This is a genomic window from Streptomyces sp. NPDC005648 (genome assembly GCF_040605395.1).
Lineage (GTDB): Bacteria > Actinomycetota > Actinomycetes > Streptomycetales > Streptomycetaceae > Streptomyces.
Genome location: NZ_JBEXCS010000033.1, coordinates 36,375 through 58,027, shown reverse-complemented (window position 1 = coordinate 58,027; position 21,653 = coordinate 36,375). Strand labels below are relative to the sequence as shown.

The window sequence follows — 21,653 nt, the reverse complement described above, 5'->3', positions numbered from 1 at the left end:
GGAGATGGACATGGCCGACCGTTATCTGCGCCTCGCCGGCACGGCGCCCGGCCGCTTCCTCACCAGCAGACTCGGACTTCCCCAGCCGGCTCGGCTGCGGCGGGACGCGCTGACCGGACCCCTCCTCCACCTCACCGCCGGCAAGTCCGGCCTCGACCTGGAGCCCGTGCTCGCCCGCACCGGCCTTCCCGCCGGTGGCGACTCCCCCGTCGCCGTGGTCCTCGACGCCACCGGCGTCCACGACGTCGACACCCTCGCCGAGGTGCACGCGGCCCTCCACCCGGTCGTCCGGTCGGTCGCCGACAGCGGGCGCGTGGTGGTGCTGGGCGCGCCGCTCGACCCCCTCGACCACCACCAGTCCGCCGCCCAGCAGGCCCTGGAGGGCTTCGTCCGCTCCCTCGGCAAGGAGATCGGGCGCGGCCGGACGGTCAATCTCGTACGGCTGACGGAGGCGACGGCCGCCGAGTCGACCCTGCGCTTCCTTCTCTCACCGAGGTCCGCCTACGTCAGCGGGCAGGTGATCGGCGTCGGGGAGACGGCCGTCGCCGAGAGCGAGGCCGACCGGGAGCGGCCCCTGGCCGGGCGCACCGCGCTCGTCACCGGCGCCGCGCGGGGCATCGGGGAGGCGGTCGCCGAGACCCTGGCGAGGGACGGGGCGCGGGTCGTCGTACTCGATGTGCCGCAGGCCGAGGAGGATGCGCGGCGGGCGGCCGAGCGGCTCGGGGGCAGGGCCCTGGCGCTGGACATCACGGCCGCCGACGCGGGTGAGCGGATCGCGGCCGAACTCCCGGACGGGCTGGATGTGCTGATCCACAACGCGGGGATCACCCGGGACCGGCGGCTGGTCAACATGCCCGCCGAGCGCTGGAGTTCGGTGCTGGACGTCAATCTGGCGAGCGTACTGCGGACGACGGACGCGCTGCTGGCGGCGGGGACCCTCCGGCGCGGCGGCCGGATCGTCGCCACCGCGTCGATCGCGGGCCTCGCCGGCAACGCGGGCCAGACCAACTACGGGGCCGGCAAGGCCGGGATCGCCGGACTGGTCCGCTCGCTCGCGCCGCGCGCCCTCGCCGAGCACGGGGTGACGGTCAACGCGGTCGCTCCCGGGTTCATCGAGACGAAGATGACCGCCTCGATCCCGCTCCTCATCCGCGAGGCCGGACGCCGGATGAACTCCCTCGGACAGGGCGGGCTTCCGGCCGACGTCGCCGAGACCACGGCATGGCTCGCGCACCCCGCGTCGGGCGCGGTGAACGGGCAGGTCGTACGGGTCTGCGGGCAGAGCCTGCTGGGGGCGTGAGATGACCGTGGTCCTCGCGGGATCGCCCGCTCTCGCCCCGCTGCTCGCGCGCGGCGCCCTGCTGTCGCCCTTCAAACGGCCGCGTGCGGACGCCGAGTTCCCGCACGACCGGCTGGTCCTGCCCGCCCTGAGCGTCGACCTGGCGCGGCTGGCCGCGTACGAGAGGGTGTGCGGCTTCGCGACCGGCGAGGACGCGCTGCCGCTGACCTACCCGCACGTCCTGGGCTTCCCGCTGGCCATGCGTCTGATGAGCCGCCGGAACTTTCCGCTGCCCCTGCTCGGACTCGTCCACACGTCGATCGAGATCACCCGGCGCCGGGCGCTGACCGCGACCGGGGAGTACGAACTCGCCGTGTACGTGGGCGGATTGGAGCCGCACCGACGCGGGACCGAGGCGGCGGTGATCACCGAGCTGTGGGCCGCGGGGGAGGTGGTGTGGGAGTCACGCAGCACCTATCTGGCCCGGCACCGGACCCCGGGGGACGGTGGAAACGATGAGAGCGGGAGGAACGAGAAGAGCGGGGGGAACGAGAAGAGCGGGGCGAGCGGTCAGGCCGCCAGGAAGGCCGACGACACGCGCGAGCCGTTGCCCGTGATCGCCGAGTGGCGGCTGGGGGCCGATGTGGGGCGGCGGTACGGGGCCGCGTCGGGCGACCGCAACCCCATCCATCTGCACCCCCTCACCGCCCGCCTCTTCGGCTTCCCGCGCGCCATAGCCCACGGCATGTGGACGGTGGCCCGCTGCCTCGCCGCGCACGGCGCACCCCAACAGGCGTACCTGCGCGCCGAGTTCATGGCACCGGTGCTGCTGCCCGGGACGGTGACCTACGCGGCGCGGGACGGCCGCTTCGAACTGCGCGGAAGCGAGGGGCCCCGCCTGCACGTGAGCGGAGCCGTACAGGGACTACCGCGCAACTGAAGCCACCTCGGCCTCCGGCCCGGCTCAGCCGCCGCCCGGGTCAGCCTCGCCCGATTCGGCCCCGTCCGCTCAGCCCCGGGTGACGGTCACTCCGCCCACCAGGCCCCACGCGTCGATGCGTACCGTCGGGCCGCCGGGCTCGCTCGGGCCGTCGTCCTTCACTCCGCCGAGGCGGATGCCGTGCACCTCGACGCGGACATCGGGGCGGACCTTGAGGCTGACGCCGCCGATCAGGCTGAGCTTGGTGATACGGAGTTCGGCGCCGTCGGGGATGTCGACGTCGGTCAGGTCGACGTCGGCGCCGCCGATGAGGGACGCGGTCAGGGTGCGCTCGTGGAGGGTCTCGCCGTTGAGTCGGTGGCCGCCGATCAGGCTCACCTTGATGTCCGTCTTCGTCATGGCAAGGACGGTACGGGCCCGGCCGGCCCCTCCCCCAGTGTCCGGCGTCCGCCCTCGCGCATGACAACTGTCATGTGCCCCATGAACTTCAGGCGAACAGCGGGCGACGGCCGCCCCGCGCCCGACCGCGAACTCCCAGGCGCGAAGGGCAGGTCGGGGAATCTCCCACAGCCACCCCCCCAGCTTGCCCAAGGTCCCTTCAAGAGATCACTCATCCCACACTCAGCCAGGCTCCTTACCCTCGGCTCACCTTCCACCCCCACCTCCCGATCCCCCGCACGAAGGGCGCCGAGAGCCATGCCTGACAGACGTATCGCCGTACTCGCGGACTCGGACACCCGCTGGAAGTGGGGCGCGTCGGTGGCGCGCCAGATCGCTCCCGGGCACGCGCTCGACGCCTGGTTCCTGCACGGCCGGTCCACCCCGACCGAACGGCAGCTCGCCGAGGTCGGGATCGAACCGGACACCCGGCGCTTGGTGTCGGCGGCCGAACTGGTCGACGACCCGGACCTGGCGGAGGCGGACGTCGTCGTCCTGGCCCTCCTCGGCGGTACGGTCCTCGCCCTCACGCACAGCCTCGGATCGGTGTGGGAGGGGCGGGAGCACCGGCCGGTCACGGTGAGCGGATACGTAGGGGTCGTCTACGAGAAGATGGTCGACGGGCTGATGACCCGGGCCGGCACCGACCTCGTGCTCGCCAACTCGGCCTATGACGCCTGTCGTTTCCGTTCCGTCTTCGAGAACGTCGGCATCGACCCGGAGTCGGTGGTGGAGTGCGCGCTGCCGTTCCTCGGCGGCGACCCCTACCGCCCCTCCCGGGACCGGCCGTTCACGGTCACCTTCGCGGTCCAGCCGTCGGTGCCGAAGGAGCGCGGCGGCCGGCTCAAGCTCCTGGAGCGCGCGGCCGGTCATGCCCGCCGCCATCCCGAGCGCCAGGTCCTGATCAAGCTGCGCAGCCTCCCCGGCGAGCAGACCACCCACGTCGAGTCGGACCCCTACCAGCTCCTGATCACCGACCTCACCGAACCACCGCCCCCCAACCTCCGGCTCGTCTACGGCAACATGGGCGAGGTCCTCGACCGCACCGACCTCCTGGTCACCGTCAGCTCGACGGCCGCCCTGGAGTCCATGCACCGCCGTATCCCCACCGCGATCCTCACCGACATGGGTGTGCGCGAGGCCCACGGCAACCACTACTTCGTACGCTCCGGCTGCCTGGCCTCCTGGGACGACATCGACGCGGGCGCCCTTCCGCAGCCGGACCCCGCGTGGGCGGCGGCGCAGGGCATCGGCAAGGACGACCCGTACGCGGCGGCCCGCACCCGGATCACCGCACTGCGCGCGGCCGGCCCCCTGCCCCCGCTGCGGCCCTACTACTCCCCCCGGACCGCCGAGATCTACCTCACGAGCATCCTGCGCGCCAACGGCTTCGACGAGAAGGGCCGCCCGCTGCTCGTCCCCCTGGGGGCCGGCGGGCCGGGACGGGCCCGGAAGGCCGTCCGCAGGGTCGCGGGCCGCAGCGCGAGGAAGCTGTACCGCATGGGCCACCAGCGGGTGGCACCGGCGCTGCGCCGGTGGGGTGCGGGGTGACCCCGCCGGCGGCGGGCGGCTTCCCGGTCCCGGAAGCCCCCGCTACCGTTCCGTCGGCGTGAGCGGATGGGTCCAGGGCCGTCCCTCCATGAGGTTGCCCAGCCCCGCCCAGGCGAAGTTCATCAGGGTGGCCGCCGCCTGCCGGGCCGTGACGCCCGGGGTGGCGTTGGCCCAGGCGGCGAGGGACTCGGCGGCGCCGACCAGCGCCTCCGCGAGCCCGGCGACCTCGCGCTCGGCCAGGTTCGGGTCGCGGTGGGCCTCGCGCGCCGCGACCACGATCAGCTCCGTCACGAACGCGACGATCTCCTCGCGCATCGCCGTGACCTCGGCGGCGAACGGTTCGCGGGTACGGGCCTGGAGGTGCAACACCGCCCAGCCGTCCGGGTTCTGGCCGGTGTGCGTGAAGAACGCCCGTAGCCCTTCCCAGAGTTGGCGGTCGGCGGGCAGCTCGGGCTGCACACCGGCGCGCACGGCGCCGACCAGCGCGGTGGCCTCACGGCGGATACAGGCCGAGAACAGGTCTTCCTTGGAGTTCAGATACAGATAGACCAACGGCTTGGACACACCGGCGAGTTCGGCGATCTCGTCCATGGACGCGGCCATGTACCCCCGGCGACCGAAGGTCTGCACGGCGGCGTCCAGCATCTGCTGCTCACGGACCGCGCGCGGCATGCGCTTGGTCTTCACGGCACCCATGGGGCCAAGACTAGGACGTCTGCCCCTGAGCGCGCGCCGCCTCGTCGACGGCCTCGTCCTCCTGGGACCGGTTGGCCTCGAGGTTGGCCTTCATCCGGTCGACCCGCTGCGCGACCTTGACGGACGCCCGGTCGCGCTCACCGCGCAGCACCACGAAGCTGATCGGGGCCGAGACCAGCAGGGCGAGCAGCACCATCCACATGCCGTTGGAGGCGCCGAAGCCGCGCGGGACGACACGGAAGTAGACGAGACCCCAGACAACCACGAAGCAGCCCGCGAAGATCCCGAGGCGCATCAGCGTGTAGCGGAACATCTCAATCCACTCTTCCGTAACGAACAGTCCCACCCAGTGAAGCACGCGGCGCGGGAGATCTTGGAGGCGGGTGTGTGGCTCAGGCCAGCGACAGCAGCATGAAGATGTCGTCCCGGTCGTCACCGGGCGCGACACGGATCGCGCCGGGCACCCGGCCGACCTCCTTGTACCCGCAGGAGCCGTAGAACCGCTCCAGGCCGTTCCCGCCACGGCACGTCAGCCGGATCGCCTCGATGCCGTCGAGGGACCGGGCGGCCTCCTCGGCGGCGGCCAGCAGGTCACGGCCGTACCCCTTGCCCTGATGGCCGGGGTGCACCATCACGGTGTACAGCCACACCCAGTGCCGCATCAGCCGGTGCGTGTTGAAGGTGAGGAAGGCGCTCGCGGCCACCCGTCCGTCCTCGTCGTGCCCGACCAGCAGCCGGGTGCGCCCCTCCGCCATCCCCACCAGGTGCTTCACCAGCTCGGGCCGGACCACGTCCCGGGTCACCGGCGGCACGAACCCGACGGACCCGCCCGCGTTGGAGACATCCGTCCACAGGTCGAGAAGACCGTCACGAAGCTCGGCGGTGACGGCGGGGTCAAGAGTGAAGGTAAGGGCCACCCGGGTATCGTAGCCATTACTCCAGTACGCGGGCGGCCGTCTTGAGATCCGAGACGAGCCCCCGGTACGCCGACTCCCTGTCCTCCGCCCGCAGCACGGACGACGGATGCACGGTCGGCAGCAGCCGCTCCCGCCTCCCGTGGATCTCCTCCTCCAGTACGGTCCCCCGCACCCGCGTCACCCTGAACGACGACCCGAGCAACGCCTTCCCGGCCGTCGCCCCCAGCACCACGATCAACTCGGGTTCGACCACGGCCAGTTCGGCGGCCAGCCAGGGCCCGCACGCCGTCATCTCCCGCAGGCTCGGCGCCTTGTGGATCCGCCGCCTGCGCGGCTCGGCCCGCGTGAACTTGAAGTGCTTCACGGCGTTGGTGACGTAGGCGTCCGCCGGGTCGAGACCGGCCTCTTCGAGGGCCCGGTCGAGCAGCTTCCCGGCGGGCCCGACGAAGGGCTTCCCCTGCCGGTCCTCCTGATCACCGGGCTGCTCGCCCACGAGCATCAGCCGGGCGTCCGCACTCCCGGCCCCGAAGACGGTCTGGGTGGCATCCCGATACAGCGGACAGCCCCGGCACTCGGCAGCGGCCCGACGAAGGGCAGGCAGCCCACCACGCTCCGGCAGAAACGGCTCGGCGCCATAGACGTCTTCGGACGACACAGGACGCGAGTACCCACCCAAGGGCGCGGGGAACAGCGCGGCCGGCCCCCACCGACCCGCACCCGCACCCGCCCTACGACCGCGATCAAACCCTCATCGGCTGCGGCGCCTCCCGACGCGCCGGGTCCGGGCCCTCGTACTCCCGGATGATCTCGTACCGGGTGTTCCGCTCCACCGGCCGGAACCCCGCGTCCCGGATCAGGTCCAGCAGATCCTCGCGGGTGAGCTTGTTGGGCGTCCCGAAGTTGTCCGCGTCGTGCGTGATCTTGTACTCGACGACCGAGCCGTCCATGTCGTCGGCGCCGTGCTGGAGCGCCAGCTGCGCGGTCTGGACGCCGTGCATGACCCAGAACACCTTGACGTGCGGGACGTTGTCGAAGAGCAGCCGGGAGACGGCGAAGGTCTTCAGCGCCTCCGCTCCGGTCGCCATCTGCGTCCGCGCCTGGAGGCGGTTGCGGACCTTGCCGTCCTTCAGGTCCACGAAGTCGTGCTGGTAGCGCAGCGGGATGAAGACCTGGAAACCGCCGGTCTCGTCCTGCAGCTCACGCAGCCGCAGCACGTGGTCGACGCGGTGGCGGGGCTCCTCGATATGGCCGTAGAGCATGGTGCAGGGGGTCTTCAGACCCTTCTCGTGCGCCAGCCGGTGGATCCGGGACCAGTCCTCCCAGTGGGTGCGGTGGTCCACGATGTGCTGCCGGACCTCCCAGTCGAAGATCTCGGCGCCGCCACCGGTGAGGGACTCCAGACCCGCGTCGATCAGCTCGTCGAGGATCTCCGACGCCGACAGCCCGCTGATCGTCTCGAAGTGGTGGATCTCGGTCGCGGTGAACGCCTTCAGCGAGACGTCCGGCAGCGCGGCCTTCAGCTCCCGCAGGGACCGCGGGTAGTAGCGCCACGGCAGGTTCGGGTGCAGCCCGTTGACGATGTGCAGCTCGGTGAGGTTCTCGCCCTCCATCGCCTTGGCGAGCTTCACCGCCTCCTCGATGCGCATCGTGTACGCGTCCTTCTCGCCCGGCTTGCGCTGGAAGGAGCAGTAGGCGCAGGACGCCGTGCACACGTTGGTCATGTTGAGGTGCCGGTTGACGTTGAAATGAACGACATCGCCGTTCTTCCGTGTCCGCACCTCGTGCGCCAGCCCGCCCAGCCATGCCAGGTCGTCCGACTCGTACAGCGCGATGCCGTCCTCGCGGGACAGCCGCTCACCGGAGCGGACCTTCTCCTCCAGCTCGCGCTTGAGCCCGACGTCCATGCCTCACCCTTTCCACGACAACGCCGACAACCGTACTCCCACGTGCTCAGACTTCCTCGGGCAGCTCTCCGACGCGGTTCTCCCACTTGGTGGAGAGCACGATGGTGGTACGGGTCCTGGAGACGCCCTTGGTCCCGGACAGCCGCCGGATGATCTTCTCCAGGCCGTCCACGTCGTTGGCCCGCACCTTGAGCATGTACGAGTCGTCGCCCGCGATGAACCAGCAGTCCTCGATCTCGCCGAGGTCCCTCATCCGGCGGGCCACGTCCTCGTGGTCGGTCGCGTCGGAGAGGGAGATGCCGATCAGCGCGGTGACGCCGAGGCCGAGCGAGGCGGCGTCGACGGTGGCGCGGTAGCCGGTGATGACGCCGGCCGCCTCCAGCCGGTTGATGCGGTCGGTGACGCTGGGTCCCGACAGGCCGACGAGGCGCCCCAGCTCCGCGTACGAGGCCCGGCCGTTCTCCCTCAGGGCCTGGATGAGCTGCCTGTCCACCGCGTCCATGCGATTCGATGCCTTCCGCTGAAGAGTCCCCGAAGTGAATCCGAGGTGCTGACGTACTGGTGTGTTCAGGTACCGGGGTACCGAGGTCCTAGTGAGGGGCGCCCAGTTCGCCCTGCCACCTTCGGTACAGGTCGTGCCGGACGCCCGCCGCGTCCAGCACCCGCCCGGCGACGAAGTCCACGAGGTCCTGGATGTGGGTGGCGCCCGCGTAGAAGGCGGGCGAGGTCGGGACGACGACGGCGCCCAGGTCGTCCAGGGTCACCAGATGCCGCAGCGTCTGGCCGTTCAGCGGGGTCTCGCGTACGGCCACCACGAGCGGCCGGCGCTCCTTGAGCGTGACGCTCGCCGCCCGTTGCAGCAGGTCCTTGGACAGACCCAGCGCGACACCCGCCACGGACGCCGTCGAGGCCGGCACGATCAGCATGCCCTTCGTCGGGTACGAGCCCGAGGACGGGCCCGCGGCCAGGTCACCCGCGTGCCAGTAACGCACCCGGTCGAGGTCCGCCGCGAAGACGCCGGGCTTGCCGTCGGCCCCACGGCCGAGCCATTCCCGCAGGTCGTCGCGCCAGTGCGCGTCCCGGAAGGAGATGCCCGTCTCATCCAGCAGGGTGAGCCGGGAGGCCCGGCTGACGACCAGGTCCACGCTCTCTCCCGCGTCGAGGAGTGCGCGGAGCACCGACGCGGCATAAGGCGTGCCCGAAGCGCCCGACACCCCTACGATCCAAGGTGTACGCGGCGTCTCTCCTGGCTTGACTGGGTTCACGACACCGAGCCTATCCGGCGTCGCGGGGTGGGAACCGGTCGAGGGGGCCGGACCGTTCCTCATGGGGGACGGTCGAGAGACGGTCGGACAGTGGGGGACGTCATGGCGGGAACCGAACCGGAGTGGTCGCGCGGCGACCGCGCGAAGGCCGCGGCCAAGCTGATGGTGGGCTGGGTCGCGCTGTTGTGGCTGCTGGAAGTGGTCGACGTGGTCAGCGGTCACGCCCTGGACGGCCTGGGCATCATGCCGCGCCGGGCGTCCGAGCTGGTGGACGTCGTCCCCGCCGCGTTCATCCACTTCGGCTTCGCCCATGTGGCGTCGAACAGCATCCCGCTGCTGGTCATGGGCTTCCTCGCGGCGCTGGGCGGCCTGCGCCGCTTCGCCGCCGTCTGCGCGGTGATCATCGTCGCCGACGGGCTGGGTGTCTGGCTGATATCACCGGCCAACAGCAACACCGCGGGCGCCTCCGGCCTGATCTTCGGCCTCTTCGGCTTCCTCCTGGTCACCGGTTTCGTGGAGCGCCGCCCGCTGGGCATCGTGGTCGGCCTCCTGGTCGGCGCGATCTGGGGCACGTCGATCCTGCTGGGCCTCTCGCCCCTCCAGACGGGCGTCAGCTGGCAGGGCCACCTGGTGGGGTTGATAGCGGGAGTCGCGGCCGCGTTCGTGTTCCGGCGCCGGGCAGAAGAGCCTCGCGCCCTTCAGCGCTGAGGGCGCGCCTCCGGGGCCGCGGGCAGGCGGTCGGTGCCGATGCCCCGGCCTCCCTGTCTCCGCACTCGACGGGAGGCCGCGCCGGGGTCAGGCGGTCAGTCCCCGGAGCCCGAGATCCAGCACCGCGCACACGAACAGGGCGATCCCGATGAAGCCGTTGACGCTGAAGAAGGCCCTGTTCAGGCGGGACAGGTCATGGGGGCGGACAATGTTGTGCTCGTAGACGAAGGCCGCCGCGACGATCATCAGGCCGACCCAGAACAACACGCCCGCGTCGGTGGCGACGGCGTACCAGACGAGCAGGACCATGGTCGCCAGGTGGCACACCCGCGCGCCCCAGATGGCCGCCGGGATGCCGAAGCGGGCCGGGACCGACATGACGCCGATCTCACGGTCGGTCTCCACGTCCTGGCAGGCGTAGATCAGGTCGAAGCCGCCGATCCAGATGCCGACGGCGAGACCGAGCAGCACCGCGTTCCAGGACCACTCACCGGTGATGGCGAGCCAGCCGCCGACCGGGCCCATGGCCTGGGCGAGACCGAGGATGGCCTGGGGGAAGTTGGTGAACCGTTTCCCGTAGGGATAGACCACCATCGGGATCACCGCGACGGGAGCGAGGGCCAGGCAGAGGGGGTTGAGCAGGGCCGCCGAGCCCAGGAAGATCACGACCGCCACCAGGGCGCCGGTCCAGGCGTGCCGCACCGACATCGCGCCGGTGACCAGCTCGCGGTGGGCCGTGCGGGGGTTGCGGGCGTCGATCTCCCGGTCGATGATCCGGTTGACCGCCATGGCGAACGTACGCAGGCCCACCATGCAGATGGTGACCAGGAGCAGCCGGCCCCAGTGGATGTTCCTGTCCCACTCGAACATCGCGGTCAGCGCGGCGATGTAGGCGAAGGGCAGCGCGAAGACCGAGTGCTCGATCATCACCAGGCGCAGAAAGGCCTTGGTGCGTCCCGGCTGTGGGATCGCGGCAGAGGCGGAGCTCACAGGCCGTACTCCTTCCAGCGGCGGTCGACCTTCGCCGCCGTATCCGGGTCGGACAGAACCATGTCGGGCCAGCCGCCGTCGCGTGTGTAGCCCTCCTCGGGCCACTTCCTCGTCGCGTCGATGCCCGCCTTGCCGCCCCAGAACTGCTGGTAGGAGGCGTGGTCGAGATGGTCGACGGGGCCTTCGACGACGCTGAGGTCACGGGCGTAGTCCGTGTTGCCGAGGGCCCGCCAGGCGACCTCGTGCAGATCGTGGACATCGCAGTCGGAGTCCACGACCACGATCAGCTTCGTCAGGGACATCATGTGTGCCCCCCATACAGCGTGCATCACCTTCTGGGCGTGCTTGGGGTACTTCTTGTCGATCGAGACGATCGCGCAGTTGTGGAAGCCGCCGGCCTCGGGCAGGTGGTAGTCCACGATGTCCGGGACGATGATCTTCAGCAGGGGCAGGAAGAACCGCTCCGTCGCCCGCCCCAGCGGTCCGTCCTCCGTCGGAGGCCGGCCTACGACGATCGACTGAAGCAGCGGCCGCTTCCGCATCGTCACACAGTCGATCTTCAGGGCCGGGAAGGGCTCCTGCGGGGTGTAGAAGCCGGTGTGGTCGCCGAAGGGGCCCTCGGGCAGCATCTCGCCGGGCTCCAGCCAGCCCTCGATGACGACCTCCGCCTGCGCCGGGACCTGCAGCGGCACGGTCTTGCAGTCGACCATCTCGATCCGCTTGCCGGCGATGAACCCGGCGAACAGGTACTCGTCGATGTCACCGGGGAGGGGTGCGGTGGACGCGTACGTCACCGCGGGCGGGCAGCCGAAGGCGATCGCGACCGGCAGCCGCTCGCCCCTGCGCGCCGCCACCTGGTAGTGGTTCCGGCTGTCCTTGTGGATCTGCCAGTGCATACCGATGGTGCGCCGGTCGTGGCGCTGCAGGCGGTAGAGCCCGAGGTTGCGGATCCCGGTCTCCGGGTCCTTGGTGTGCGTGAGCCCCAGGTTGAAGAAGGAACCGCCGTCCTGCGGCCAGGTGAACAGCGCGGGCAGCTGGTCCAGATCCACGTCGTCGCCGGTGAGGACGACCTCCTGCACCGGCGCGTCCTTCACCTTCTTCGGCGGTACGTGCGTCATCGCGCCGAGCTTGCCGAAGGCCTCCCGCACCCCGACGAACCCGTGCGGCAGCTCGGGCCGCAGCAGCCCGCCGATCTTGTCGGAGATCTCGCCGTACGACTTGAGGCCCAGGGCCTTCAGCAGCCGCCGGTCGGTCCCGAAGACGTTCATCGCGAGGGGCATGGCGGAGCCCTTCACGTTCTCGAAGAGCAGCGCGGGCCCGCCCGCCTTCTGCACCCGGTCGACGATCTCCCCGACCTCCAGATACGGATCGACCTCGGCCTTCACGCGCTTGAGGTCGCCCTCGCGCTCCAGGGCCCTGAGCAGAGAGCGAAGATCGTCGTAAGCCATGCGTCCCAGTATCGGCCACCCGCTACCCTGACCCCGTCACCGGGGCCGTCACACCACCGCTGGGAGAGCACACGAGCATGCTGAGGTATCTGCCGTTTCTTCTGGTGCTGGCCCTGTGGATCTACGCCTTCGTGGACTGTCTGAACACTCCCGAGGAAGAGGTGCGCGGTCTGCCGAAGGTGGTGTGGATCATCATCATCCTGCTGTTCGGCGAGGTGCTGGTCGGTCCGATCGCCTGGCTGATCGCGGGCAGGAACCGGTCGGCCGCCACCGGGTCCGCGGGGCGCGCCACGCCGGGGCGCTGGGTCGCGCCGGACGACAACCCCGAGTTCCTGAAGTCCCTGGACGACACCAAGGGCGACAAGGACACGGACAGGAACAAGGACTGAGCTCCGTGGCGGCGGGCCGTACAAGGTGTACGTCGCCGCGGCCCCCGAAGCGGACAGTGCGCCCCTGGGCCGGGACCGGCCGGAACCGGACACTTGGCTCGCATGACGACTGCACCCGCCGACTCCGCCGGCACCCTCGCCCCCGCTTACGGTGACAAGGTCATCGCCGTCGAGACGGCGGGCTCCGAGCCCATCCCCGACGCCGAGCGCCATGGCTCCCCGCTCCAGCTGCTGTGGACGTGGGCCTCGCCGAACATCGAGTTCGCGACCGTCTTCATCGGCGTGATCGCGGTGCTGTTCTTCGGGCTGAGCTTCTGGGCGGCGACCGCCGCCATCGTCCTCGGCACCGCCGTGGGCGCGATCACCCAGGGCTTCCTGTCCCTCGACGGCCCGCGCTTCGGCGTCCCGCAGATGGTGATCGGCCGGTTCTCCTTCGGCTACTTCGGCAACATCCTGCCGTCCGCCGCCAACGGTCTGATCGCCGGTGTGGGCTGGTTCGCGGTGAACAGCGTGAGCGCGGCCTTCGCGCTCAACACGCTCACGGGCCTGCGACCGCTGCCGTCCCTCCTGCTGGTCGTGGTCGCCGAGATCGTGATCGGCTTCATCGGCCACAACTTCGTGCACACCTTCGAGAAGTACGCGTTCCCCGCGCTCGCCGTGATCTTCCTGCTCGCCGGGGTGTGGACCTTCAAGGACGCGCACCTGAGCGGAGGCGGCTCGGGCGGCGGCGTCGGCGGCTTCCTGCTCGCCTTCAGCGCGGCCTGGGGCTACGCGGCCGGCTGGAACCCGTACGCCACGGACTACTCCCGCTACCTCCCCCGCACCGCGAACAGGCTGAAGACGATCGTCTACCCGGCCGTCGGCCTGTTCGTCTCCGTCGCTCTGGTCGCGGTCATCGGCGCGGCCTCGGCGACCATCGTGGCCCCGAAGGACGCCACCCCGACCGCGGCCTTCACCGGCCATCTCCCGGGCTGGCTGGGCGACCTGGTCCTGCTCGCCATCATCCTCGGCGCCATCTCCGCCAACGCGCTCAACATCTACTCGGGCGCGATCTCCATCGCCTCCTTCGGCCTGCGGCTGCCCACCTGGCTGAGCCGCAGCGTGCTGGTCGTGGTGTCGGGTGTGGCGGGTACGGCGGCGGCCTGGGCGTCGCTGGACGACGCGGGGTCGGCGTACGAGGCGTTCCTGCTGGTGATCGCGTACTGGGTCGCGCCGTGGCTCGGTGTGGTCCTGGTGGAGCGGTGGCTGCAGACCCGGACCGCCACGGACGAGGAGCTCGCGGCCCGGCTGACCGACCGCACCTTCGCCAACTGGCCCGGGTTGGCGGCCCTGTTGATCGGCGTCGCGGTCTCCGTCCCACTCTTCTCCAACCAGGAGGACTACGTCGGCTACGTCCCCAAGCACTGGCCGTCCTTCGGTGACATCACACCGCTGGTCGGCTTCGTGGTGGCGGCGGTGCTGTACGCGGCGCTGCGGCGGGGGCCGAAGGCTCAGCCGGCCAGTGCCTCGGCCTGATCGACGTACACGACCTTGATGTAGCCGCTGTCGGCCTTCCCGTAGGCCTTCTCGATGATCGGCCGGGCCTTGTCGGGGTGATCGACCCCGACAAGGACGAACCCCCTTTCGTCCACGCCCACTTGACGCATCTGGAAGGTGCCGTCCCAGCGCCGCATGTCGTCGGCGATCCGGTCGGAGAGGGCGTCGAGGGTCTTCCGGTCGACATCGGTGCTGTACAGCCGGACGGTCACGCCCTTGACCGCCGACCCGCAGACATCGGCGTCGAAGGCGTCCGAGGGGACGCGCCAGACGTTGGCGATCTGGCGGTCCTCGTCGATGGAGAGCCCGGTGAAGACGGTCGCGTACCGCTCACGCTGAGCCAGCTTGTCGATGTGGGCGAGGACCCGCTCCAGCGGGGAGCCGTCGTCGACCGCGGGCAGGCTGCCGACGGGCCGGTGCCCCGCGCACTCGTGCCGGGTGGCGAGGGGCGCCACGACCGAGGGCACCCGCCCGGGATCCACCCTGAGACCGCCGCCGTCCTCGCCGTGCCCGGTCTCCAGCGCCTGGACATACAGCCCCGAGGCCACCAACAGGGCGACGGTCGCTCCGGCCGACGCGATCCAGGTGCGATTGCGCATATCCCCTCCGTCCGTTGGCGTCAGCACTGTGACGCCGGAGGGGGCCCGAAGGTTCAGCCGCCCCGGTTCAGCCGCCCCAATTCGGCCGCCTGCTGATCCCGGGTGAGGACCTTCCGCGAGGCCGACCACACAACCTCAGGCGTCCTCGGGGTTGGTCTCCAGCCAGGTCAGTTGCATGTCGTCGAGGAGGGCCTCCAACGGGCGGCCGGAGGCATGGGCGTTGATCTCCACCTGGACGGTCGCCCAGCAGGTGAGGCTCATGACGAGGACACGCAGGCCCTCCACGCCGTAGCGCTCCAGGACGTCGTCGGCGCAGTCGAGGGCTTCCTGGGCGACGCGTTCGGCCGGGAAGGTGCCGACGGATCGGCGCAGCAGGGCGATGGAGAGCCGGGACACCTCCGGCGCGAGGGCGGCCAGCCGCCGGTCCTCATCCTCACCGAGACCGCTCTGCCAGTCCGGGAGACCCTCGCCGAAGCCCTCGTCATCCACACGGTTCAGCCTATGCCCGGACGTCGATCCGATACGGGTTCCCACCCGAATCCCCCCGCTGGTGAAGATCGCCCCCGCGCCCCCACAGCGCTTCCCTAGGCCCCCCTAGGCCACCGTCCGCAACCCCCGCACGGCCGCCGCTCCCATCCCCCGGACCACCCGGTGCGCACACGTCGCCGCCAGCAACTCCCCCAGCAGATCGGGGTCGTCGATCTCCAGGCCGAGCAACGACTCGATGCGCTCCAGGCGTTGGTAGAGGGACTGACGGCCGATGTGGAGGAGGGACGCCGTGCGGGTCGGGGAGCAGCCGTTGCGGAGGTGGACCTCCAGGGTGCGGACGAGATCGCTCGGGTGGGCCGCCTCCCAGGCCAGCAGCGGGGCGAGGGCGTGCTCGACGAGACGGGCCAGCCGGTCCCGGTTGGTGTCGACACCGCCCCGCGTCAGCTCCCGCTCCAGCGCGAGCGCCCGCGCGGAGGTCACCAACGGACCGTCGGGCACGGAGGGTTCGGCCGCCGGCACGGTGAGCGCCAGCTCCAGCGTCGTACGGGCCGCACGCAGTGTGTCGCTCCACCGCAGCCACCCGCCGCCCGCGTCCACGGCATGGCCGACGGCGACGGTGAGCCCCGGTTCGGCGGCCGCGCGGAACGCCTCCTGGACGGCACGGATCGGGTCGCCCGCCCTCCCCGCGGGCAACGCGATCAACGCCAGTACGTCCCCCGGAAGCGCCGCCCGCATCACCCCCACCCCGCCCAGCACCCGTACCGCCCGGTCCACCGCGCCCACTTCCCGCGTCCCGTGCACCGACACCCCGATCAGCCGCGCCCCCGGCCGGGGATGGAACCCGGCGAGCGCCGACCGCGCCTCGACCTCCGGCTGGTTCAGCGCCGCCCGGTCGGCGAGATCCGCCAGCAGCGCCGCCGTATGGTCGTCGCCCCAGGGCCGTACCACCGAACGGCCCGACAGCCCGCGCGCGACGATCGCCCGGTTGGCCGCCTCGGTGATGCGCACGAAGGGCACGACCCGGTGCAGGGCGAAGAGGGGCAGGCCGAGGAGCCGCGCCTCGTCGGTGACCTCCTCCGGCATCCGGGGCAGCGACCGGCCCACCTCCACCGCGAGCCCGGCGGCGCCCCGCGCGGCCAGCTCACGGACGTACCGACGCCGAGTCTCCTCGTCCGCGCCGGTCAGGCCGAAACCGTTGGTGAGCAGCAGTTCCCCGCCGTCGAGGAAGTTCGCGCCCTCGTAGACCTCACTGGAGTGCACCCAGCGCACCGGGCGGTCCAGCGCGCCCTGTCCGGCCAGCAGCTCGGGCGCCGAGGCACGTACGGGATCGAGGTCCAGGACCTCGCGGAGGGTGAGTGCGGCCACGGGCACCTCCAGGGACAGTGCGTGGACAGTTCGTCCGGCGGCGGGATGCCCGGAGAGTACTTTCCGCACGTTGCCCTCGTGTTTCGGCCACAGGAGAGTGGGACGTATGGATCAGGCACAGGCACGCACCTGGCTCGCCACCGCCGTGGCGGAGGCCCGCGCCGGCCTCGCGGCGGGCGGCATCCCGATCGGCGCCGCGCTCTACGGCGCCGACGGCACCCTTCTCGGCCGCGGCCACAACCGGCGCGTCCAGGACGACGACCCCTCGACGCACGCGGAGACGGCCGCGTTCCGGAACGCGGGACGGCAGCGCTCGTATCGCGGGACGACCATGGTCACCACGCTCTCCCCCTGCTGGTACTGCTCCGGTCTGGTCCGCCAGTTCGGGATCTCCCGGGTGGTCGTCGGCGAGTCGGCGACCTTCCACGGCGGACACGACTGGCTGGCCGAGCACGGTGTGGAGATCGTGCTGCTCGACGACCCCGAGTGCGAGGCCATGATGCGCGACTTCATCAAGAACAATCCGGCTCTGTGGAATGAGGACATCGGTGAGTAGCACCCCCGGCGGCTCCGGCGAGCCGCGCATCCCGACCATCGACCTGCGGCCCTGGCTGGAGGGCGGCGAGGAGGACCGCGCCGCCATCGCCCGGACCGTCGACGAGGCTCTGCAGACCGCCGGATTCCTGCTGGTGACCGGGCATGGAGTGGACCCGGAGCTGCGGTCCGCGATCCGTGCGGCGGCCCGCGCCTTCTTCCGGCTGCCCGTCGACGTCAAACAGCCGTACGAGGCGAAGGTCGGCGGCCGCGGCTGGCTCGGACCCGGCGCCGAGGCCAACGGCTACTCGGAGGGCACCGAGACCCCGCCGGACCTCAAGGAGTCGCTGACCTTCGCGACCCACGACCCCTTCGAGGACCCGGTGGTCAACGCGGAGTGGTACGCGCCGAACGTCTGGCCCGACGAGGTCCCGGAACTGCGCACCCTGTGCGAGGAGTACCTGGACCGGATGGCCGAACTGGAGAAGCGGCTCCTCTCCCTGCTGGGCGAGGCCCTGGGCCTGGAACCCGACTTCTTCTCCCGCCACATGGACCACCCCACCTACGGCTTCAACATCAACTGGTACCCGGGCACCGAGGTCATCGGGGAGCCGCAGCCGGGCCAGTTCCGCATCGGCCCGCACACCGACTTCGGGACGGTGACGATCCTCGACCGGCAGGCCGGCAAGGGCGGCCTCCAGGTCTTCACCGACGAGGGCGGCTGGGAGGACGCGCCCTTCGACCCGGAGGCCTTCACCATCAACATCGGTGATCTGATGGCCCGTTGGACCGGTGACCGCTGGCGCTCCGGCCGCCACCGGGTGCTGCCGCCGCCCTCCGACGCCCCCGCCGAGGAGCTGCTGTCCCTGGTCTACTTCGGCGAGTGCACACCGGGGACGACGGTGGAGTCGGTGCCCGCGCCGGTGGGGCGGGTGGCGTACGAGCCGGTGGACTCGCACGTGTACCTGAGGGCGAAGCTGGACTCGATCACCGTCGACTGACCGGTTCCGTCGGCTGCTCAGTCTCCCGGACCGCCGGCCAGCCGCTCGAAGCGTGACCGCCACAGCGGCTCGGGTCCGGTCCCGGCCCGGTACTCATGGGTGAAGCGGAGCGTCGTCGCGTCGTCCCCGTCCCGCTCCAGATGGAACCGGATCCGGTCGCCGCCCTCCACCGTGTACTCGGCGACCCGGTCCACGTCCCAGGCGGTGATCCGGCCGCTTCCCAGCTCACGCAGGGCGACCGCGCCGCCGAGCCGCGGTTCGAGGACGTCGGCGGCGGTGAACCACTCCGCGAGCCCCTCCGGGGTGGCCACCGCCTGCCAGACCTCACCCATGGGACGGGGGACCCGCACCAGGAAGTGCAGCAGGGAACCAGTCATGACTCCAGACTGACCCGAAAGGGCGACATCCGCACCCCTCAGGGCCGCTGACCTGCGCGATCGACGACAGCCCAGTCCAGGATCGCGTCGCTGCGCGCCTCCCTGCCGCGTCCAGCTCCCGCTCCCCGAGGAACACGTACGTCCGCGCCGTCCCGGGTGACCGCGACGCCCGCGCGGCCCACCGCGTCCTTCACCCCGGCAGACCCCGGTGCCTGCCGTCGACCGACAGCCAGTTCTCCCGGTCATGGACGGGATCGATGTCCGTACGACGAAGGCCGGTTCCGGTGACCTGAGTCACACGGAACCGGCCTTCGACCGGGTGCACCGGCCTCAACCGGTCAGACCCGTACCGGACTTACACGCCCGCGTACGAGTGCTTGCCGCTCACGAAGATGTTGACGCCGTAGTAGTTGAACAGCCAGCAGCCGAAGGCGATCAGGGCCAGATAGGCGGCCTTGCGGCCCTTCCAGCCGGCCGTGGCGCGGGCGTGGAGGTAGCAGGCGTAGGCGACCCAGGTGATGAACGCCCAGGTCTCCTTGGGGTCCCAGCCCCAGTAGCGGCCCCAGGCCGACTCGGCCCAGATGGCGCCCGCGATGATCGTGAACGTCCACAGCGGGAAGACGGCCGCGTTCAGGCGGTAGGAGAACTTGTCCAGGGACGAGGACGCGGGCAGCCGCTCCAGGAAGGACGTGGCGAAACGGCCGGGCGTGCCGCCGTTCTCCAGCTTGGTCTCGTAGGAGTCCTTGAAGAGGTAGAGCAGCGTGCCGGCCGCGCCGACGTAGAAGACCGCGCCGCAGAGGATGGCGGTCGAGACGTGGATGTACAGCCAGTACGAGTGAAGGGCGGGAACCAACTGGTCGCTGGCGGTGTACAAGACAGTGACGGCGATGCCGAGATCGAGGAGGACCGTCGTGACCAGGAACAGCCCGAGCCAGCGCACGTTCTTCTTCAGCGCGAGCAGCCCGAGGTACACGGCGACCGCGACGGTGGAGAAGGTGATGTTGAACTCGTACATGTTGCCCCACGGCGCCCGCTCCACCGAGGCCGCGCGGGCGACCACCCCACCGAGATGGATGAGGAAGGCGAGCACGGTGAGCGAGATGGCGATACGCCCGTAGAGATCGCCCTTCTCGTCCCCACCGTGCGCCCCCGGCCCGTCGGGCACGTCCCGCGCCCCGGCCGACGACCGTACGACGACCTTGGGCCGTTCCAGCACAGCGGTCCCGCCGGCCGTCTGCACGGTCACGGCCGGCGCCTTCGCCGCCTTGGCCCTGGCCTCGGGGGTGAGCGCGGCGGCGGTCCGGCCGATCTTGCTGCGGCTACCGAAGATCCACTCGGCGATGTAGGTGAAGAAGGCCAGGGTGTAGACGGCCATCGCGGAGTAGATCAGCGTGTTGCTGATGTTCGCGAGGTGTTCGTTGGTGGCCGTGGCCAACTCGGTTCCGGCGGCGAGAGTCATTTCGTCTCAGCCCCTTCGGCAGGCAGGACTTGGGGGTCGGGGGTGGTGGTGTCGTCTTGGTCTGCGGAGCCGGCGTCGGAATCGGCGTCGGTGTCCTGGGGATCGGCGGCAGCGGGCTCGGGCGCGCCCGGCAGCCGGTCATAGAGGATTCCGGCGAGGTCACCGAGTTCCTCGGGCACCTTGGCGGACTCGCTGCGGCCGAGGCCGCCCATTTCCACCACCGTCGCCCCGTCGGCACCGCGCGTGGCGCGCACCCATACACGGCGGCGCTGGATGAACAGGGAGCCGGCTAGGCCGAAGATGGCGACGAGGGCGCCGCCGAGCGCCCAGGTGGTGCCGGCCTGCTGCACCACCTGGAAGTTGGCCCACTCCTTGGTGGACTCATAGGTGATGGAGCCGGCGCCGTTCGGGAGCTGCATGGTCTGGCCCGGCTTCAGGTTGTCCCGCAGCTGCCGGCCCTGGGCGTCCTTGTATTCCTTCACATGCGACTTGTCGAGCTGGTACACGCTCTGCGGGATACCGGAGTCGACACCGAGGTCGCCGTGGTACGGCGTCAGGTTGAGGACCGGGTTGTCCAGCGCCGGGAAGGTGGACGCCGTCTCGCTGCCCTGGGTGTAGGTCGGCAGGAAGAAGGCCGAGATGCCGATCTGCTCGCTGACGCCCTTCGCGTTCCTGTAGCCGTCGAGGACCTTGACCACACCGGTGGAGGTGACATTGGAGTCGAGCGGGAGGAGGGGCACGGCATCGCGGTAGACGACGTTGCCCTTGCCGTCGCGGACGGTGATGACGGGGGCGTAGCCATGGGCGGTGAGATACACCTTGGCATCGCCGATGTGCAGCGGCTCGTTGACCTTGACGAGGTCCTTCTTGTCCTTGCCGTAGGCGCCCTTGGCGTAGGTGAGGGCGGCCTGGTAGGTGCGCGGGGTGCCCCTGTTCGGGCCGCTGGTCTCGTAGGTGCCGGTGAACTTGTCCAGGGTGAAGCTGAACGGCACCAGGTCGTCGGTGGTGAAGAGGTTGCCGGACTTGAAGTCGTCGTACTGGGTGATGGTGTTGGAGAAGCCGTCGCCCTCGACGATGAGCTTGTTGCCCTCGGACTTGTAGAGCTGGCCCCAGGCGAAGGCGATCAGCATCACGATCAGCGCGATGTGGAAGGCGAGGTTGCCGACCTCGCGCAGATAGCCCTTCTCGGCGGCGACGGCGTCACCGGAGAGGTGGGCGCGGAAGCGGCGCTTCTTGAGGAGGGCGAGCGCGGCCTCGCGGACCTGCTCGGGCTCGGCCCCGGTGCGCCAGGTCGTGTAGGCGGGCAGCCGGGTCAGCCGCCTGGGCGCGCCCGGCGGGCGGCCGCGCAGCTGGCCGACGAACTGCCAGGTGCGGGGGATGATGCAGCCGATGAGGGAGACGAACAGCAGGATGTAGATCGCGGAGAACCACACCGAGCTGTAGACATGGAAGAGGCCGAGCCTGTCGTAGACCGGCGCGAGGAAGGTGTGGGACTTGCGGAAGTCGGCGACCTTCGTGGCGTCGATACCGGACTGCGGGATGAGCGAGCCGGGGATCGCGCCGAGGGACAGGAGCAGGAGCAGCAGCAGCGCGACCCGCATCGAGGTGAGCTGCCGCCAGAACCAGCGGGCCCAGCCGATGACGCCCAGGGAGGGCAGATTGGGCAGCTCCTCCTTGGGGGCGGTGGACAGCTGCGAGCCGGCCGCGCCGAGGTCCGGGTCCTCGGCCGTCTCGGTGGGCGTGCCGGTGGCGGTGGTCTTGCTCATCG

At 70.8% G+C, this 21,653-nt stretch carries 24 protein-coding genes; 8 read left to right on the top strand and 16 right to left on the bottom strand.

Going from position 1 to position 21,653, the window contains the following annotated elements; translation table 11 throughout:
• Positions 1 to 10 precede the first annotated feature (10 nt).
• Positions 11 to 1,300, top strand: coding sequence for a 3-oxoacyl-ACP reductase (locus tag ABZT17_RS20505; RefSeq protein WP_356350793.1), 1,290 nt, complete (start codon positions 11 to 13; stop codon positions 1,298 to 1,300).
• A 1-nt stretch (position 1,301) separates the two neighbouring features.
• Complete coding sequence (locus ABZT17_RS20500) at positions 1,302 to 2,219, top strand: MaoC/PaaZ C-terminal domain-containing protein (RefSeq protein WP_356350792.1); 918 nt, start codon at positions 1,302 to 1,304, stop codon at positions 2,217 to 2,219.
• A 69-nt stretch (positions 2,220 to 2,288) separates the two neighbouring features.
• Here ABZT17_RS20500 and ABZT17_RS20495 read toward each other — a convergent pair whose 3' ends face one another.
• Positions 2,289 to 2,618, bottom strand: coding sequence for a hypothetical protein (locus ABZT17_RS20495; protein ID WP_356350791.1), 330 nt, complete (start codon positions 2,616 to 2,618; stop codon positions 2,289 to 2,291).
• 297 nt (positions 2,619 to 2,915) lie between these two features.
• Between ABZT17_RS20495 and ABZT17_RS20490 the strand changes: the two genes are divergently transcribed.
• Positions 2,916 to 4,208 (top strand): DUF6716 putative glycosyltransferase, encoded by a 1,293-nt coding sequence (locus tag ABZT17_RS20490; protein WP_356350790.1) that lies wholly within the window; start codon positions 2,916 to 2,918, stop codon positions 4,206 to 4,208.
• Between the two features lie 42 nt (positions 4,209 to 4,250).
• Here the strand turns inward: ABZT17_RS20490 and ABZT17_RS20485 are convergent, their stop codons facing one another.
• The 7 genes from ABZT17_RS20485 to ABZT17_RS20455 all read right to left on the bottom strand — a co-directional run bounded on the left by ABZT17_RS20485 (position 4,251) and on the right by ABZT17_RS20455 (position 8,990).
• Positions 4,251 to 4,904 (bottom strand): TetR/AcrR family transcriptional regulator, encoded by a 654-nt coding sequence (locus ABZT17_RS20485; RefSeq protein ID WP_356350788.1) that lies wholly within the window; start codon positions 4,902 to 4,904, stop codon positions 4,251 to 4,253.
• A 10-nt stretch (positions 4,905 to 4,914) separates the two neighbouring features.
• Positions 4,915 to 5,217 (bottom strand): DUF4229 domain-containing protein, encoded by a 303-nt coding sequence (locus tag ABZT17_RS20480; RefSeq protein ID WP_356350787.1) that lies wholly within the window; start codon positions 5,215 to 5,217, stop codon positions 4,915 to 4,917.
• A 79-nt stretch (positions 5,218 to 5,296) separates the two neighbouring features.
• Complete coding sequence (locus ABZT17_RS20475) at positions 5,297 to 5,821, bottom strand: GNAT family N-acetyltransferase (RefSeq protein ID WP_356350785.1); 525 nt, start codon at positions 5,819 to 5,821, stop codon at positions 5,297 to 5,299.
• A 16-nt stretch (positions 5,822 to 5,837) separates the two neighbouring features.
• Positions 5,838 to 6,476, bottom strand: a complete 639-nt coding sequence (locus ABZT17_RS20470) for a UdgX family uracil-DNA binding protein (RefSeq protein WP_356350783.1) — start codon at positions 6,474 to 6,476, stop codon at positions 5,838 to 5,840.
• Between the two features lie 85 nt (positions 6,477 to 6,561).
• Positions 6,562 to 7,725: an aminofutalosine synthase MqnE gene (gene mqnE / locus ABZT17_RS20465; RefSeq protein ID WP_356350782.1), complete on the bottom strand. Its 1,164-nt coding sequence runs from the start codon at positions 7,723 to 7,725 to the stop codon at positions 6,562 to 6,564.
• 46 nt (positions 7,726 to 7,771) lie between these two features.
• Positions 7,772 to 8,227: an Lrp/AsnC family transcriptional regulator gene (locus tag ABZT17_RS20460; RefSeq protein ID WP_356350781.1), complete on the bottom strand. Its 456-nt coding sequence runs from the start codon at positions 8,225 to 8,227 to the stop codon at positions 7,772 to 7,774.
• 88 nt (positions 8,228 to 8,315) lie between these two features.
• The gene (locus ABZT17_RS20455) at positions 8,316 to 8,990 is read right to left on the bottom strand and encodes a UbiX family flavin prenyltransferase (RefSeq protein WP_356350779.1); all 675 of its coding nucleotides are present in this window, start codon (positions 8,988 to 8,990) and stop codon (positions 8,316 to 8,318) included.
• Between the two features lie 102 nt (positions 8,991 to 9,092).
• Here ABZT17_RS20455 and ABZT17_RS20450 point away from each other — a divergent pair, with 102 nt between their 5' ends.
• Positions 9,093 to 9,698: a rhomboid family intramembrane serine protease gene (locus tag ABZT17_RS20450; protein ID WP_356350777.1), complete on the top strand. Its 606-nt coding sequence runs from the start codon at positions 9,093 to 9,095 to the stop codon at positions 9,696 to 9,698.
• Between the two features lie 87 nt (positions 9,699 to 9,785).
• Here the strand turns inward: ABZT17_RS20450 and mqnP are convergent, their stop codons facing one another.
• Positions 9,786 to 10,688: a menaquinone biosynthesis prenyltransferase MqnP gene (gene mqnP / locus ABZT17_RS20445; protein ID WP_356350776.1), complete on the bottom strand. Its 903-nt coding sequence runs from the start codon at positions 10,686 to 10,688 to the stop codon at positions 9,786 to 9,788.
• Entirely contained in the window at positions 10,685 to 12,136 is a 1,452-nt protein-coding gene (locus tag ABZT17_RS20440; RefSeq protein WP_356350774.1) for a menaquinone biosynthesis decarboxylase, read from the bottom strand. The genes mqnP and ABZT17_RS20440 overlap by 4 nt, the downstream gene beginning before the upstream one ends.
• 77 nt (positions 12,137 to 12,213) lie before the next feature.
• Between ABZT17_RS20440 and ABZT17_RS20435 the strand changes: the two genes are divergently transcribed.
• Both ABZT17_RS20435 and ABZT17_RS20430 read left to right on the top strand, forming a co-directional pair.
• On the top strand, positions 12,214 to 12,525 hold the full coding sequence (locus tag ABZT17_RS20435; protein ID WP_356350772.1) for a PLD nuclease N-terminal domain-containing protein: 312 nt from the start codon (positions 12,214 to 12,216) through the stop codon (positions 12,523 to 12,525).
• Positions 12,526 to 12,627: 102 nt separating this feature from the next.
• Positions 12,628 to 14,040, top strand: coding sequence for a cytosine permease (locus ABZT17_RS20430; protein ID WP_356350770.1), 1,413 nt, complete (start codon positions 12,628 to 12,630; stop codon positions 14,038 to 14,040).
• Here the strand turns inward: ABZT17_RS20430 and ABZT17_RS20425 are convergent.
• From ABZT17_RS20425 to ABZT17_RS20415, 3 genes are all read right to left on the bottom strand, one after another.
• Positions 14,016 to 14,660, bottom strand: a complete 645-nt coding sequence (locus tag ABZT17_RS20425; RefSeq protein ID WP_356350768.1) for a hypothetical protein — start codon at positions 14,658 to 14,660, stop codon at positions 14,016 to 14,018. The two genes, ABZT17_RS20430 and ABZT17_RS20425, sit on opposite strands and share 25 nt — an antisense overlap.
• Positions 14,661 to 14,795: 135 nt before the next feature.
• Positions 14,796 to 15,149 (bottom strand): hypothetical protein, encoded by a 354-nt coding sequence (locus tag ABZT17_RS20420; protein ID WP_356350766.1) that lies wholly within the window; start codon positions 15,147 to 15,149, stop codon positions 14,796 to 14,798.
• A 105-nt stretch (positions 15,150 to 15,254) separates the two neighbouring features.
• A complete protein-coding gene (locus tag ABZT17_RS20415) occupies positions 15,255 to 16,514 on the bottom strand; it encodes a PucR family transcriptional regulator (protein ID WP_356350765.1) in 1,260 nt (419 codons plus the stop codon).
• Positions 16,515 to 16,620: 106 nt separating this feature from the next.
• Between ABZT17_RS20415 and ABZT17_RS20410 the strand changes: the two genes are divergently transcribed.
• Positions 16,621 to 17,070 carry a nucleoside deaminase gene (locus ABZT17_RS20410; RefSeq protein WP_356350764.1) on the top strand — a complete coding sequence of 150 codons (450 nt, stop codon included), beginning with the start codon at positions 16,621 to 16,623 and terminating at the stop codon, positions 17,068 to 17,070.
• Positions 17,051 to 18,049, top strand: coding sequence for a 2-oxoglutarate and iron-dependent oxygenase domain-containing protein (locus ABZT17_RS20405; RefSeq protein ID WP_356350762.1), 999 nt, complete (start codon positions 17,051 to 17,053; stop codon positions 18,047 to 18,049). Before ABZT17_RS20410 ends, ABZT17_RS20405 begins: the two co-directional genes overlap by 20 nt.
• A gap of 17 nt (positions 18,050 to 18,066) precedes the next feature.
• Here ABZT17_RS20405 and ABZT17_RS20400 read toward each other — a convergent pair whose 3' ends face one another.
• From ABZT17_RS20400 to ABZT17_RS20390, 3 genes are all read right to left on the bottom strand, one after another.
• Positions 18,067 to 18,426, bottom strand: coding sequence for an SRPBCC domain-containing protein (locus tag ABZT17_RS20400; protein WP_356350760.1), 360 nt, complete (start codon positions 18,424 to 18,426; stop codon positions 18,067 to 18,069).
• A gap of 355 nt (positions 18,427 to 18,781) precedes the next feature.
• Positions 18,782 to 19,885: a c-type cytochrome biogenesis protein CcsB gene (gene ccsB, locus ABZT17_RS20395; protein ID WP_356350758.1), complete on the bottom strand. Its 1,104-nt coding sequence runs from the start codon at positions 19,883 to 19,885 to the stop codon at positions 18,782 to 18,784.
• A complete protein-coding gene (locus ABZT17_RS20390; protein ID WP_356350757.1) occupies positions 19,882 to 21,651 on the bottom strand; it encodes a cytochrome c biogenesis protein ResB in 1,770 nt (589 codons plus the stop codon). The genes ccsB and ABZT17_RS20390 overlap by 4 nt, the downstream gene beginning before the upstream one ends.
• Positions 21,652 to 21,653: the final 2 nt, after the last annotated feature.